Origin of the sequence: Bradyrhizobium sp. LA2.1 (assembly GCF_040547725.1) — a bacterium.
Taxonomy (GTDB): domain Bacteria; phylum Pseudomonadota; class Alphaproteobacteria; order Rhizobiales; family Xanthobacteraceae; genus Bradyrhizobium; species Bradyrhizobium barranii.
The window spans coordinates 17827-32513 of sequence record NZ_JBEPQI010000048.1 but is presented as its reverse complement, the minus strand read 5'-3'; the positions used below and the strand labels follow the sequence as shown (position 1 = coordinate 32513).

The window sequence follows — 14687 nt, the reverse complement described above, 5'->3', positions numbered from 1 at the left end:
CCGTGCGATCTTTCCGCGAAAGGCGGACTTCTCTTGCTTCAGGGATCATCCATATCTTGAATCACGACTCACGTTCCAAGAAAAGTGGGTACTAGTTTGGAACCGTCAGAGTCGGCTTCATCCCCGGAGCGAGGTTCGTCGCCCGCGCGGGGCGGCAAGGCTTGTTGGGCGCGACTTGTTTGGCGCGCTGGTCACGAACAATCTTCGGGAGGCGTTGCGAAACAGCACGTCAGGCACGAAAATCTCAGACCATCTATCGGAGTCAGCGATTACGTTTCTGCGATCGAAGTGCCTATTCAAATCGTAGAGCAAACGGTGCTGACGAGAGCTTCATTAGGGGTAGGGATTGGTCCGGACGGAACGGTAATTTCGCATTTGCTACGCAAACGGTCGCGACGATCGGAAAACCCGGTCGAGCCCCCGTCAGATTTCAGGAAACAACCGCGGAAAAAGCACGTCCAGCGTGACAACCGGAAAGCGCAAGGACACTGGTCCCTTCGGGGTGTCGGAGGCAAGCAATCCGGTTGCGATGACGTCGTTGAACACCCGGCGCGCGGTGCGTTCGGGTAGCCCGGCGATGCGCGGAACCTCGCCGCGATCGAACTGTCCGCGCATGAGCGCCTCCTCCAGAAGGCGCGCTGCCTGCGGCTTGAGCTGGTCGTTGCGCTCGACAAATAGGCGCAGCCTTTGCACCAGTGTCTCGAGCTCGAACAGGCTCGACATGAACGTCACCTGGTCGAGGCAGACGCGCAGGAACCAGAGGATGAACTCGCTCAAGCATCGTTGCGAGAGATTGCCGCGACCATCGAGATCGCCCTGCCGGGGCGTGTCGGCCTGATCCATCATCCGCTTGTAATCGCCCGGTCCCGTCAGGCCGCGCGCGAGGCCCCGCGAGACGGACCAGAGGCCGTGGGCGCCGATGCCGGCAAGATGGGCCATGGCGTGACTCATCAGGCGGCTGACCCGGCCGTTGCCGTCCGGGAACGGATGGATGTAGTTGAAGCGGTGATGGGCGGCGGGGATCGCGATGATCCGCGCGGCTTTGCCCAGGGGCTCGAAGCGATAGCGCGTGGCGAAATAATGCATGAAGGCGTCGACCCGCTCGCTCGAAGGCGGCTGATGACGACCGACGGCGACGTCATGTTCAGGAGAGGAGCGCCATTGGCCGGGCGCCATGATGAACTCGGCGCCCGCCCCGCGGATGCGCAGCATGTCGGGCGACGCGTCTCGATAGAATTCGCGATGAAGGTACCGGATGAAATCGATGGAGGCCGGCTCGGGCAGTGAATTCGTGAGCGCCATGGCATCGATCTGCGACTGCACATGCACATGTGCGGCCGCCTCGACCTGCAGATTGCGCCGTTCCTCGTCATTGTCGAACTTGCCGTCGAGGGCGCGTTCGATGTCGCGCGGCCGCGTATTGTGACCTTCGATCAGATTGCTGTAGTAGGTATTCATGATCCGAACGAGGCCTGCCAGATTGGCTGCCGTCTGCGGATTGAGCGCGTGACCGAGCTTCGCGGTCGCGGCGGCGAGCTCGGCGACGACGTCAGAAATGGCCTCGGCCACCTCTTCGATGCGGGCCGGCTCGATGCGTTCGACGGCTTCAAGCTGCGGGGTCATTTTGGCCGATCTTACCTACTATTAATGCGCTCATTATAAACACTTTTCCTCTTTCTCAGCAGGCATTTTGGCCGATCTTTTGGCCGATCTTGAGCGATCGTTAACGAGCCCGATCTGGCCGCTTGGAGAAGGCGGCAAGCAGCTGAACCGCATGGCGAACAGACCGCAGCTCGCCGCTTTTGGCCACTCTTCTGGCCGATCTCGATCGCATACCAACACCGGCCCGCGGCCCGCCCGTGCCAGTTGGGCGGGATGCCAGCATGAACCTGATGGATTCCACGTCCAGACCGGCCGCGCGACGCCCAGAATATCGCATCGGAGCACCGGCCCGAAGTAGCGCGAATCGAAGGAATGAGGATGCGGCTGCAGCAGGAAATACTCCCCCTCGGCTGAAGCCGGAGTGAGCAGTGTTTTTGATACCGGCCCGATCAAGCACAAGGTCGTCTTCGCCGCACAGGACGTACGCTACGATCGACGTTCAGCGCTGACATTCGGAATAGCGCTCAACAATATCTACAATCCCTTCCCGTCGCCGAATCCCGGCGTTTCCGTCGACGGCGCGGGCCCTGCGCTGCCTCTCACGAAGATCGACAGCAACAGCCTGAGCATCGCAGATACTCTTTCGGTTGTTAACGACCGGGTTGCGCTGACGGTCGGCGTACGACACCAGCGGATGCATCAAGACAATTATGGTCTGAACACGGGGATATTGACGGACACGGAGAACAACTCGAAAACATCTCCCGCGGTCGGACTGGTGGTGAAGCCGATCGAGAACGTTACGTTGTACGCCAACTACATCGAAGCATTGACGCAGGTGACGCCGGCGCCGGTCGGTACGGCAAATGCCGGTCAGGGGTTCGCACCGGTTGTGACGCAACAGAAGGAGGTCGGCGTCAAAGTCAATTGGTGGGGCACTCTCGGCACGACATTTGCTGCCTACGACATCACGTCCCCATCGGTTTTCACAAATCCCGTCAACAATGTATATGGACCGCTTGGCCTGCAGCGGAATCGCGGTGTCGAGTTCACGGTGTTCGGCGAACCAGCCAAGGGCATTCGAGTACTCGCTGGTTTCAGCCTGATCGATGGTCGACTTGAAACGACCGTCGACCCCACCACTACCGGCAAGAAGGCACCAGCCGTTCCGGACTACGAGGGATCAGCGGGGGTTGATATCGATATTCCGGGCATGCCCGGCCTCACAGTCTCCCCGCTCGCAGTTTTTGTTGGCGACAGCTACGACGATCCGCGGAACACGCAACGTGTTCCTGCATACGTACGTGCCGATCTTGGAGCATCGCACACTTTTGCCAATATGTGGTCGGGCAAGCCCATCGTGGTTCGCGGGCGGATCGTCAATTTGTTCGGCGCGAATTATCTGACGAATGTTCCTGGCGCGGGCGGCGGATTGTCGATCGGCGCGCCGAGAGCGTACATGGTCTCAACCACATTCAACTTCTAAAGTGCGAGCAGTAGCAGTTCCGTTCGTAGCCCAGCTGGATTGCCGCTCGCCGAAGGTGACCACAGGCTCGAAACTTGTCGGGTGCGTCAATTCTCTCGAAGTCAGCCAACTCTTTCATCCACTACATGCAATCATGATCTGAGGATTTCTCGTTGCCGAGACCAAGCGGATGCGTCCTGAGTGCTCACTCAGGATAGGCAGGGTTGTAGCTGACAGTGTATTTTTCCTTGGTCGATGGCTCTCGCGGAACGAAACGTTCGGGACGACCTCGGGAAGACTCTCGAACCCGACATCATTCTTAGTGCTTCCTATCTTCCCAAAATCAAGTGCTGCTCATCAGGAGCAGTTTTCGGCGTTCATAGCTGGGCTCCACCGCTACCCCGGCGAGTCGTCATTTTGCATGTCGCCTAAATTCACATGCCCTTTCTGAGGCCGGCTCGCATTGGCTGTCGTAAGACTTTTCTTGATCTCCCAGTGCACCCGTCGTGCACACTAGCCTTCTAACCAATTGAAATACTTGAACTCTCGATCCATCATTGGGGCCGTGAAAAACTTCCAGCGCAAGTCTTTCATTTCGCTGATCTATCTTGTCCGAACTCGACCTCTATGTGATTGGACCGATTGAGGAATTTGGTTTGATCAAGCTTCCGCAGATTGCCTGTATCAGGATCAAATATGTCGGGAATGGAAGCAAAAATCGGATCGTCAGATTCCCAGCGCACACAGCGTGTACACTGAGGTTTGACTAGGCGCGGAGCGCTTCGGCCGGCTCGAGCGCAGCTGCGCGCGAAGCGGGGTAAACGCCGGACAGGAGGCCTATCACGCCGCCGACAACGGGCGCGAGCAAAGGAGCGAGCGGATCGAGCACCGGTGTCCAGACCTGGTACGCCGAGACGCCGACGACGGTCATTACGCCGATGCTGGCTCCAAGCAGTCCGCCCACAATCCCCATGGACGTGCTCTCAACAAGGAACTGTACCGCGATGTGCCGACGCGTCGCACCAATGGCGCGGCGCAATCCGATCTCCGCCGTTCGCTCCATCACGCCCACCAGTGTAATATTTGCAATCCCGAGCGCGCCGACCACGAGCGACAGGCCGCCCAGCAGCAGGAACATGACATTGAGGTCGGTTTGCACGTCATCGCGCACGCGTCGCGGCTCCTGCGGCAATTGCACCCGAAGCGCGCGTGGGTCATCAGGCCGCAGAGCAGCTCGAGCCTGTAGCGCAATCAGGGAGGCGGCGCCGATCTTCGTCTCCACGACAACGAGGCCGGGCCCGAAGAGGCCAAAGTAGCGTCGCGCCGTACCCTCGGGAATAACGACCGAGCCAAGCAGTTCTGGCTTTCTCACGACATCGCGGAGGATGCCTATCACGAGGTAGAGTTCATCACCGACATAGATTGCCGGCAGCCGCTCGACCCCACCGATGCCCAGGCGGCGCGCGGCATCGGGGCCGAGGACCGCGACGCGGTCGGCGCGGACAGAATGCCCGTCGTCCAGGAACCGTCCCGAGGCGAGCTCGCCGCGCACGGCGCGGAGCAGATCGGGTGAAGCAGCGCGCACCGCCAGCCTGATTGCGGTCTGATTGACAGGATCAATCACCGGCGAAGCGCTAACGAGCGTGTCATGAACATTCACGTCGCTCAGCAGGCCCGCGGCAACCACCCCGTTCAGCCGGGTGAGCCGCTCCGGCGCGTCCCACGGAATAGCACGCGGATCGATCGTGCCGCTGGCGCCGCCTGGCCGCGCGGATATGAAGAGTTCGGTGGCGGCGAGTTGATCGAACTGGCTGATGATGCGGTTGCCGGCGGTTCGCGTGAGTCCGACGGTAGCGACGAGCGCCGACATGCCGATCACGATGCCAAGCACCGTTAGCGCCATGCGAGCCGGTCGCGCGATCGCCCCAGCGATTGCCTCGGTGATGAGATCGCGTGTGGTGATCGCCGACGCCTCGATGCCCGACTTAGATGGGGGTGAAGTTGCAGGCTCGCCGCCGCCATAGAGCTGACCGTCCTTCATATTAACCCGACGCAAGCCGCGGCGCGCCACATTCTCGTCGTGCGTGACGACGACGATCGTCATCCCCTCCTTGTTCAGCTCGGTGAAGAAGTCGAGGATCGACTCGGTGTTCGTTGAGTCAAGATTGCCGGTCGGCTCGTCACACAGCAAAAGACTCGGCGAGCCCATCAACGCCCGCGCGATCGCCACCCGCTGACGTTCGCCGCCCGACAGTTTGGACGGGAGAAAATTGGCCCGATGGGCAAGACCGACGCGGCGAATCTCCGCCATCGCCCGCTCGCGCCGTCCCTGCCCGACGCGCCGGCGGTACACTTCCGCCAGCATGACGTTCTCAAGGACGGTACGATACGGCAGCAGATGAAACGACTGAAAAATGAATCCGACGCGCCGGGCGCGCAGCCCAGCCCGCTCATTCTCGCTCAGCTTCGTCGTTTCGATTCCGTCAAGAAGGAACTGGCCACTGGTTGGCCGATCGAGGCAGCCCAGCACGTTCAACAGTGTCGATTTGCCCGAACCGGACGGACCGGTGATGGAGAGCCATTCGCCGCGCTTCACCACGAGGTCGACATCAATCAAGGCATGAACGGCAGGATCCGTCCCGAATTGCTTGCACACCCTGCGCAGGTCGAGCACATGACCGGAATCGGCGGCAACCGCTTCGATCGGCAAGACTCGCTCTCTGTTTGCGGTGAGCGTCATTTCATCGCCGTCGGCTCCGCCGTCTTATAGCCTACCACCACCATCTGGCCGGGCACGAGCCGCTCATCGGGCGCGTTAACCTCGACATAGCCACCCGTCGAAAGCCCTGGTTTCACGGTCACGTATTCCTGCCGGCCGCCGCGATCGACCAGCACGCGTGATGCACCGTCGGCCGCAAGCGACACCGCGCTGGTCGGCACGGCGATAACCGCGCCCTTCGTGGTCTCGATCGGGATTGACAGACGTACGGAGAACCCCGCCAAAGAGACCGGCGTGCTCTCCACCTTCACCCCGAGATAGAAGTGATAGCCATCGACGCCGCGCGTGCCCGGTGTAGTCGCAACGCTCTCGACGACGCCGTTCGCCTTGATGCCAAGCGCCTGCTCGTCGATCGCGACCTTCATTCCGGGCTTCACCAGCGGCGCGGCTTCAATGGGCAGTTGCGAGTCGATGCTGAGCTCGTTATCCGTCACGCTCATCACCGGCCCGGAAGCATTGCCCGCAACGGACGCAGTCACCTCGTGGACGCGGATCGGCAACGACGGGATGAACACGACCTCGTCCGCCGGCACCTGAACGCCGAGCTTTGCCCTCGCCGCCGCGAGCTCGCGATCCAGACGCTCGTATCGTTCGCTTGCAACCTTGACGTCGAATTCGGCGAGCGTCTGTTGTTCCTGCGCCGCGCGCACGCTGCGCTCGCCTTCCAGGCGCGCCGCGTTCACCGCGCCCTCGGCGGCCTTGATCCGCTGGTCGGTCAGGCTGGCCTCGCGCGACGCATTGTCAATCGCAAGCTCGGCTTCTACTCGTGCCTTGCGTTGCGCGCTTCGCGCCACTCTCAGCTTGGCCTCGGCTGCGGCCTTGGTCATCTCCGTCTGGCGCGGATCGAGGACAACCAAGGCGCGATCGGCCATCTGCGTCTTGATGTCGGCATCGGCGATGGCAGCGGAATGGGTGGCGCGGGCGCGCTCGGTTTCCACCAAAAGGGATTTGCCGGCACGTGCGTCTGCCAGCTGCCGGCCGGTGCCGAAACGCATGGCGCTATCGATAGTGGCCTGGCGAATGTTCTGCTCCGCGACCGCGCGCGCGGCGGCGACCGCTTTGACGGCCGTGTCGCGCGCGGTCTCGGCAGCGAGCCGACTTCTCGCGGCATCCGACCAGTCTCGCTCGAGCGTGGCGACCGCAGCGCGCTGTTCGCGTGTTGGTCCGAACGCATCCCACCCGGCCTTTTGATACATGCGCTCAACCGCAAGAGACGTCCTTTGATCGTAGTTGCCGTCGACTGGTCCCGGATCGAAGCCGAGTCGGGCCAATGCCTCCTCGAGCTGCTGCACGTCGCTCCCGCTCGTTCCCGGCAACATGTCGCGGAAGGCCGGCGCTGCGCCACGCAGGACAAGGACCGGACGGCCTGACGCTGACATGATCACGTCGCCTTCATTAAACTGCGCATTCGGCCGCGGCAGCGATGAGATCAGTCCGGCGCCGCCCTTGACGGTGGAAGGAGCGATCGAAATCGGCTGTGGAAGTCCGAAGCGGACGGTGCCGCGGGTGACGACATCAGAACTCAGTACGCGCGATTCCACGGGCACGAGGATCGGGGATGGCTCCGGCGGTGCGGTGCGCGCCGCCATCTCGGCCGGCGACTGGATCCTGGAACCCATGTACCAGGCACCAAGCGCCATGCCTCCAACAAGACCCAAGATGCCCCAGAGAACATTTACCCGGTTCGCGACCATGCCTAATCCTCGCCGCCATTGGCATCGCACGAACCATGCCCGCCAGAGCACTGCGTCGTCCCCCGTCGCGATGACCGACCACGACAGGAGATTACCCGCAGCCGCCGCTCCGAGAAAGACCGGCAAATTGACGTAGCTATCAGTCTCATTGCACCTTCCGGGAGAACATCTCTTCCTGGATTCGCTCCTCGACCGGCTTCAACACCTCCTCCGACATCTTGAAGCTTTTCACCGCCACCCCGCGCTCGAAATCCTGCAGTTTTCGCATAGCGGCCTTCTGGTCCGTTGACATCTTGGCAACCAGCAGCTTGCCACCCTCGGTCAGCGCGTTGAGCCGGTTCCGCAGGTCGGGTTCGATCTCGTCCGGGTGACCATACTCATATCCGGCCTTCTTCATCTCGCGCTGCCAAAACGAAAGCGCCGCCTTCATGCGCGGGTCCTTGTTAATGAGCGCGTCCTGGGGATTGTAGTGGCTGGCCTTCAGCTGGTCGGGCTTGAACACCTCGGCGACGGCCTTTCGCGTGCACCCCCCGGTACGCGACAGATCTTCGTTCTCCAACGCGACCGCGAAGGTGGACGTCAGGTCTTCCTCACCCAACAGCGCGCGGTTGTAGGCGACCTGATCGGCGGGAGAAAGCGCTCGGAAAATCTGGACATTGCGCTCGCCGAGGCCGACACGGGCGGGACTGTAGCCGGTCGATAATTGAGGCGGCAGACCGGTATAAAAGGTCGAGATGCCAAAGCCGTAGCGATTGACGAACTCCTCCTCGCTGAGGCCGGGGAGGATCTTGTCCGCCGACATGCCCGCCCGCACGGTATTGTGGTCGGCCGCGACATACTGGAAGCCCTGCTCGGTCATGCAGCGCGCGATCAGTTGCTCGGTCTTTTCGATAGCCTGAACCAGTTCGCGTTGCGACAAGCCGAATTCCTCGGTGCCAAGGCCCTTCGGCGCCTGCGTCTGGGCAGCTGCCGAAGATACCGCGAGGAGGACGGCGAGCGAGCTGGCGCAAATGATCTCCTTCATGGCGGTCTCCCAATCACAGAAGCTATAGAACTCGAATACTGTTTAGCCGGCCGATTTCTCCTCGCCGCGTTTTCACGGAGTCTCCGTATCAGTCCGTTCCAACGATCTCCCCCGTCTGGGTGTCGACGAAGACATCCACCTCGCGGCTACCCGTCTGGATCTCAACCACGTAGACGTTCTTGCCCTTCTTCCTCTCGATTGTGATGTCGGTGACTTTTCCGGGCACGCGCTGCAGCGCAATCTTCTTGGCGTCTTCGGACGAAATCTTCGCCGCAGCGGCGGACTTCGGCTTTGCGGGCTTGCCGCGCGAGGTGCCGATGCTGGATACGTTGGAGGCCGGATTGCCGGAGGGTAGCGCGTTGGAAATGACGAGCTTGCCGTCGGAAGTGTCGCTCACAATGCCAACCTCCGGACACGAGGTCTTGTCCTTGATGTCTTTCGGGTCGATCAGGCCCTGCTCGCGAATCCGAACGCAGCCTTTGAACGTTCCCGCGGGAACAGTTACTTGAAGGCCGTCTTCCATATTCTCGGCGCCACCATAAGCCACGCTTCGGCTGCCGGCGTAGATGTAGCGCTCGCCGACCTTGAATGTGCCCGGCATCAACAGGCCCGGCTCGGCGACGCCATCCCCGTCGGGGTCGCCGGCCCGCCACGTGCCGGCGAAACTCGGCTTGCCATCCTCGTTGATCTTCCAGGTGACCTCGCCGAACGAATATACGTTGCTGCTGGCCTTATCGAGGGCGAGCCAGTTGAGCGTGCGCTGGGTCGGGACGCCGTCGAGATACTCCTCCTCCTGCACTACCGACGTCTTGAACTTGCCGATGCCGCGAATGTCGAAATCCTCCGTGGTGTTCAGCACCACAGTCTCCTTGCGATACTTGCCGGGGTGATCGGGCCGTTCCAGCGCGTGTTTGTGGCCCGGCGTAATCGGGTAATAAAGCGGATTGACCCCGTGCGGGACGATCTGCTCGGCTTTCAGGTTCCAGTCATTCAAGGAGGAGAAGTCGCTGCCCTTGGTCCAGCGCGGCGGGTCCTTGATCTCGCCGGCATACGCGCCGCCTAGCACAGATGCGGCCACCGACAGAACGATGGCCGCAGTGAGCGTCGAAGGCGAGCGGACGCATGGGCCAAACCGCCAACCGACTGGCTTCGTCTGTATGTCGATCATCGCGATGCCCTCGGTTGAGGGCAGCAGGTCCGGCTGCCGCCCCGGATTGTGGAAGCTGGCCTCAAGACATCGCGGGTTGGTCTCGGGCCGATCCGACGATGACGGTCGAATGTGCTCATCGCTCCCTCGCCGTGGTGAAGTCGGTTTCGATGAAGGAGCGGTTGCCGTCCTTCGCGACCGTACCGATCGCGAGCGTGTAAGCCTGTCCGGCGCGCAGGAACCCCTTGGGCACCGTGAAGGCTTTTGTCGACGCTGGCACCAGCGCCCGGATCTCATAGGGCGAGCCAGGTTGCTCGATCACGATGATGCAGGACTCGACCCCCTTCGGCACGGACCAGCGCAAGGTCAGGTCGCCGGCGGGAATGTCCTTTTGGCCAGACCGTGGATATTCAAACGCGGCCGGCTCCGGAAATGTGTGGCTCAGTTCCGCTTCACCGCGCAGGCGTGCGCCCTTGCTCGTGTTCCCCTCGAAACGGTACGCGCCGGCCGGGAAGTCAGCCTTGACGATGCGATCATCGGCCGGTTCCGGTGACTCGATCGTCAGCTTGCGAATTCCCAGTTTCGAGTCCGGAGTTTTGACGTCGACGACCTTTCGATCGCCGGGTCCCGAAATCGTCAGCGCCGTGAGCCCGTCGCCGGCGCCTGTCACCTCGAATTTGATCTCCGCGTCCTTGTCTTGAATGTTGCGTTCGAGATAGACCGAGAGCTGTTCGAACTTTCCATTCTCGGCCGCGGACGTCACCATCGGGAAGGCGACCGCCGACAGCGCCGCAGCCGCGGCGAACCAGCCGTTGTGGCAGTGCTTGGTGTTCACGTCGCCCATCTCTGATGCACTCCTATGACTTCCGGACCAGTCGGTCGGCGACAGGTCGTGCCGAGACGACACCAGTGGACCGTTGACTCATCGTTCATTCGCCTCCCGTGCTTGTTGCGCCTTGCGTGAGTTCGGCGGGCGGGGTGCGACTATAGAGATAGGCGCGCTTCTCGATGGCGAGCGCCTCGGCGCGTGCCTTCGCCAGTGCATCAGGGGGGAGCTTGACGACCTGGCGGAGCTCCAGGGTTTCCCGCAATTTCTCCTGCTTGCCCTTCCAACCGACGCGGATATAGCCGACACCAGGCGCGTAGTATTTGAGCTGCTGAGCGTTCGGTCCCTCCTTCGTGCTGCTCTCCGCGATCACCAGAACGTCCTTGTAGCAGCCAGCCGGCACGCAGGTTTTCTGGCCCACTTGGTCCACCTTGGCACGATCCGACCAGTTGATCGGGGACGGCGCGTAGCCTTGGGAGTAGCTGGGCGTACCGGGCCGCGGATCCGCCATCATCATGATTCCGGCACTCGCGCCTTCCAGGCCGGCAATCCAGGTGTGCGCGCCGACGAAGTCCCCCTCCTCGTATATTTCGACCAGTTCGCCCAGCTGCCAGACGTTGCCGTCCTTGTCCTGCGCGAAGAAAACGATCTCGGATTCCTGCAGCTCGCCGTCCTTGTAGTCGGCATCCCACACCACGACGGCACGCACGCCGTTCACAACTTTGGTCAGGTCGGTCGCCGTCTGCACCACGCGATGTGGCACGCGCGTATTTTCCTCCCGAGTGAAGCCCTCGTAAGTCCACTGCGTTCCCGGTTGCAGCGGGAACCATTTGTTGTCGATCTTGGTCGAGCCGTCGAAATTGCTGCGATCGAAAGCCTCCAGCTTGACTTCGGCAGCGTCGCTCTTCTGCGCCATGACCCCGCCATGGGACAGCCCGAGACAGGCGACAGCCATCACGACGGCCAAGGCCTCCCGACGCAATCTGGCCCCACACTCGACCATCAGGCCCTCCCCTGAACCGGTTCCGGACCAGTCAGATTGATCGTCGGCCCGACCGTGCCGCGGCCGAAACGGAGATAAAGGGCAGGCAAAATGAACAGATTGAGCAGCGTCGACGTCACAAGGCCGCCCATGATGACCACTGCCATCGGGTACTCGATCTCATGGCCGGGTAAATTGCCGAAAATGATCAGCGGCAGGATCGCAAGTCCGGCGGCCCCTGTTGTCATCAGGATCGGACGCAACCGCTCGTTCGCCCCGCGAAGCACGAGGTCCATGCCGAACGCCGCTCCCTCAAAGCGCTCCAGATGCTGGAAGTGGTTGATCATGATGATCCCGTTGCGTGCGGCAATGCCCAGCACGGTCAGAAAACCAATCAGTGAGCCCAGGGAAACGATTCCACCTGCGAGCCACGCTGCCAGCACACCCCCCACCAGCGCTGACGGGAGAGTGAGGAAACTGAGCGTTGCCAGCCGCCAGCTGCCAAAAGTCTGTTGCAAAAGCACGAATATGACAGCGAGCGCCAGCACGCTAAGCACTTCGAGCCGTGCGCGAGCGGCTCGCAGTTCCTGATATTCGCCCTGCAGCACCGCGTAGTAACCGAGCGGGAATGACAGCTTAGCCAACCGCGCCTGTACGTCCTGGGCGACCGCGGCGAGATCGCGGCCCCGGACATTCGCCTCTACGTCAATCCGGCGGGAGCTCGCCTCTCGCCGGATAACATTTGGCGTGGGCTGAATGTCGACATCGGCTACTTCCGCTAGCCGCACGCGCTGGCCGGTTGGCGTGTCAATCTGCATCTGGCGAACAGAGTCAACGCTGCGGCGAAATTCCGGCGGGGTCCATACCTGAACGTCATAGGTGCGCCCCTCGAGGAAGATGTCACCGACCTCCTCACCAGCCATCAGAGTCGCGGAGGCGCGCCGCGCATCACCCGGCTTCAGACCGTAACGCTGTGCCTCGTCCAGCTTCAGTGTCACCTGGATGTGCGGCACCTCGACGATCAGCTCCTTGTGCAGGTTAACGAGGTTGGGAACATCAGCGAGTGCCGCGCGGACCTCTTCCGCCTTGTTCCTGAGAACGTCGAGGTCCGGACCAAAGATGCGAACGACGATCGCCTCGCCGGCACCGGTCAGAACCTCCCGAATGCGCTCCTTCAGATAGGTCTGCACATCGCGGTAGAGGCCGGGATAACCCTCCACCATTTCGTCGATCTTGGCATGCGTCTTGTCGTAGTCGGCATCCTTGCTGATGCTGATCCAGTTCTCTCCGAAATTGACGCCGACGACCTCATCGGCAGCGAAGGCCTGACCGATATGGGCGCCGAAATTGCGTACTCCCGGGATGGCGCGCAGCTCCTTGCTCGCCCGGGTCGTAATGCGCAACATCTCGGGCAGCGAGGTGTCGGGCGAGGTAACCCAGTGCATCAGGAAATCGCGCTCCTTGAACGCAGGCAGCAACGAGTGCCCGAGCAACGGCCAGACCACGATCCCCGCGAGAGTTACGACGGCGACGGTGATGAACGCCGGACGCGGCGTTCGGGTGACACGCTCGAGCAAGCGCGGGTAATGGCGCCGCAGCCAGACGACGAGCGGCGATTCACGCCCTTCAAGCCGCGCGTTGTTCAGCAAGATCAGGCAAAGCGCCGGCGTCACCGTCATCGCCACGACAAGCGAAGCCGCGATCGCGAGCACATAGGCCCCTATCAACGGCTTGAAAAACGATCCGGTCAGGCCCTGCATGAACAACACGGGAACGACGGCGGCCACCACGATCAGAGTCGCAGAGACGATCGGCGCGCGCATCTCGAGGGAAGCGTCCAGAACAATGCGCGCGGTGCTTCGTGTATCGGCCGTCTGATGCGCGAGACGCAGGCGTCGCATGATATTCTCGACATCGAGGATCGCGTCGTCGACGACAATTCCCAGCGCGATCACGAAGCCGGCCAACGTCATCGTGTTGACGGTCGCACCCAACATGAACAGGACCAGTGCGGCTGCGAGCAGCGACAGCGGAATGGCGACGACGCAGACGATTGCGGTGCGCCACTCATAAAGGAAGATGACGATAATCCCCGTGACCAGCAGGCAGCTCAGCAACATTGCCCGTGACAGATTATCGATCGAGTCCTCGACGAATGTTGCGGGCCGGAAGATCGTCGTATCGATTTCAACCCCCGGAAGACCCGGCTTCATTTTCTCCAGCGCTTCCTCCACCCCGCGGGTGACCGCGAGCGTGTTTCCCCAGGGGAACTTCTCGACGATGAGCATCAACCCCGGGCCATCATTGATGACGGCGTCACCGATCATGCCTTGCGGCGCATAGACAAGGTTGGCTACTTCGTTCAGCAACAGCGGTTTGCCGTCCTTTGTCGTCACGGGCACCTTGGAGAGCGTCTCGGGTGTAACGCCGGACGGGGCAAACGTCAGTTGAAAGCGTTGATTGGGCGTTTCGACAAAGCCGCCGGTGCCGATATGCGCGCCGCGCGAATAACGCAGCAGACCGACGTCAAGGGCATCGGAAACCGCCTCCTGCACTTGATCGAGCGTGACGTCCGCCGCCGCCATCCGATTCGGATCGACCATGACCTGGAGCATCTTAAGCTGCTCGCCCCAGATCGCGACGTTCGCAACCCCGGGAACACCGAGCAGCCGTTGTCGAATAGTCCAATAGGCAAGCATCGACAGGTCCATAATGGACTTGTCCTGCGAGGTGATGCCGATCTTCATGATCCGGCTCGTCGAGGACAATGGCGGCATCATGAAGGGCGGAGCCGCCCACGTCGGCAGGGTCTTGGACGCAAGCGCCATGCGCTCGCTGACCAGTTGACGCGCCCGGATGCCATCGACGCCGGACTTGAAGATCAGGAGGATCGACGACAATTGCCCCACCGACTTCGAACGCATCACGTCGATGTCCGGAACGCCGTTCAGCGCGTTCTCCAGCGGCACGGTCACCAGTTGTTCAACTTCGGCAGACGAGAGTCCAAGGCAGATGGTTTGGATCTCTACGCGCGGCGGCGCGAATTCCGGAAATACGTCTACTGGCACGTCGCTAAGACGTGCCAGGCCAAACCAGGTCAGCACCGCGCCCAGCGCGAGGACGAGATAACGAAAGCGCAAGCTCGATGCTATGATCAGCTTCATCATC

10 protein-coding genes are annotated in these 14687 nt (G+C 61.7%); 1 reads left to right on the top strand and 9 read right to left on the bottom strand.

Annotation, left to right across the window (positions count from 1 at the left end; translation table 11 throughout):
* Window positions 1-423: 423 nt before the first annotated feature.
* Both ABIB95_RS45450 and ABIB95_RS47440 read right to left on the bottom strand, forming a co-directional pair.
* Window positions 424-1623, bottom strand: coding sequence for a Fic family protein (locus ABIB95_RS45450; RefSeq protein WP_354248971.1), 1200 nt, complete (start codon window positions 1621-1623; stop codon window positions 424-426).
* A 33-nt stretch (window positions 1624-1656) separates the two neighbouring features.
* Window positions 1657-2055 (bottom strand): S26 family signal peptidase, encoded by a 399-nt coding sequence (locus tag ABIB95_RS47440; RefSeq protein WP_502917951.1) that lies wholly within the window; start codon window positions 2053-2055, stop codon window positions 1657-1659.
* Here ABIB95_RS47440 and ABIB95_RS45440 point away from each other — a divergent pair.
* On the top strand, window positions 2024-3088 hold the full coding sequence (locus ABIB95_RS45440; protein WP_354248970.1) for a TonB-dependent receptor: 1065 nt from the start codon (window positions 2024-2026) through the stop codon (window positions 3086-3088). The two genes, ABIB95_RS47440 and ABIB95_RS45440, sit on opposite strands and share 32 nt — an antisense overlap.
* A 745-nt stretch (window positions 3089-3833) precedes the next feature.
* Here ABIB95_RS45440 and ABIB95_RS45435 read toward each other — a convergent pair.
* The 7 genes from ABIB95_RS45435 to ABIB95_RS45405 all read right to left on the bottom strand — a co-directional run bounded on the left by ABIB95_RS45435 (window position 3834) and on the right by ABIB95_RS45405 (window position 14686).
* Window positions 3834-5777: an ABC transporter ATP-binding protein/permease gene (locus ABIB95_RS45435; protein WP_354248969.1), complete on the bottom strand. Its 1944-nt coding sequence runs from the start codon at window positions 5775-5777 to the stop codon at window positions 3834-3836.
* Window positions 5778-5803: 26 nt separating this feature from the next.
* The gene (locus ABIB95_RS45430; protein WP_354248968.1) at window positions 5804-7465 is read right to left on the bottom strand and encodes a peptidoglycan-binding protein; all 1662 of its coding nucleotides are present in this window, start codon (window positions 7463-7465) and stop codon (window positions 5804-5806) included.
* A gap of 220 nt (window positions 7466-7685) precedes the next feature.
* Window positions 7686-8564 carry a hypothetical protein gene (locus tag ABIB95_RS45425; RefSeq protein WP_354248967.1) on the bottom strand — a complete coding sequence of 293 codons (879 nt, stop codon included), beginning with the start codon at window positions 8562-8564 and terminating at the stop codon, window positions 7686-7688.
* Window positions 8565-8652: 88 nt separating this feature from the next.
* The gene (locus ABIB95_RS45420) at window positions 8653-9732 is read right to left on the bottom strand and encodes a PepSY domain-containing protein (RefSeq protein ID WP_354248966.1); all 1080 of its coding nucleotides are present in this window, start codon (window positions 9730-9732) and stop codon (window positions 8653-8655) included.
* Window positions 9733-9847: 115 nt separating this feature from the next.
* Complete coding sequence (locus ABIB95_RS45415; RefSeq protein ID WP_354248965.1) at window positions 9848-10555, bottom strand: hypothetical protein; 708 nt, start codon at window positions 10553-10555, stop codon at window positions 9848-9850.
* 85 nt (window positions 10556-10640) lie between these two features.
* Window positions 10641-11504 carry a hypothetical protein gene (locus ABIB95_RS45410; protein WP_354248964.1) on the bottom strand — a complete coding sequence of 288 codons (864 nt, stop codon included), beginning with the start codon at window positions 11502-11504 and terminating at the stop codon, window positions 10641-10643.
* Between the two features lie 35 nt (window positions 11505-11539).
* The gene (locus ABIB95_RS45405; RefSeq protein WP_354248963.1) at window positions 11540-14686 is read right to left on the bottom strand and encodes an efflux RND transporter permease subunit; all 3147 of its coding nucleotides are present in this window, start codon (window positions 14684-14686) and stop codon (window positions 11540-11542) included.
* Window position 14687 lies beyond the last annotated feature (1 nt).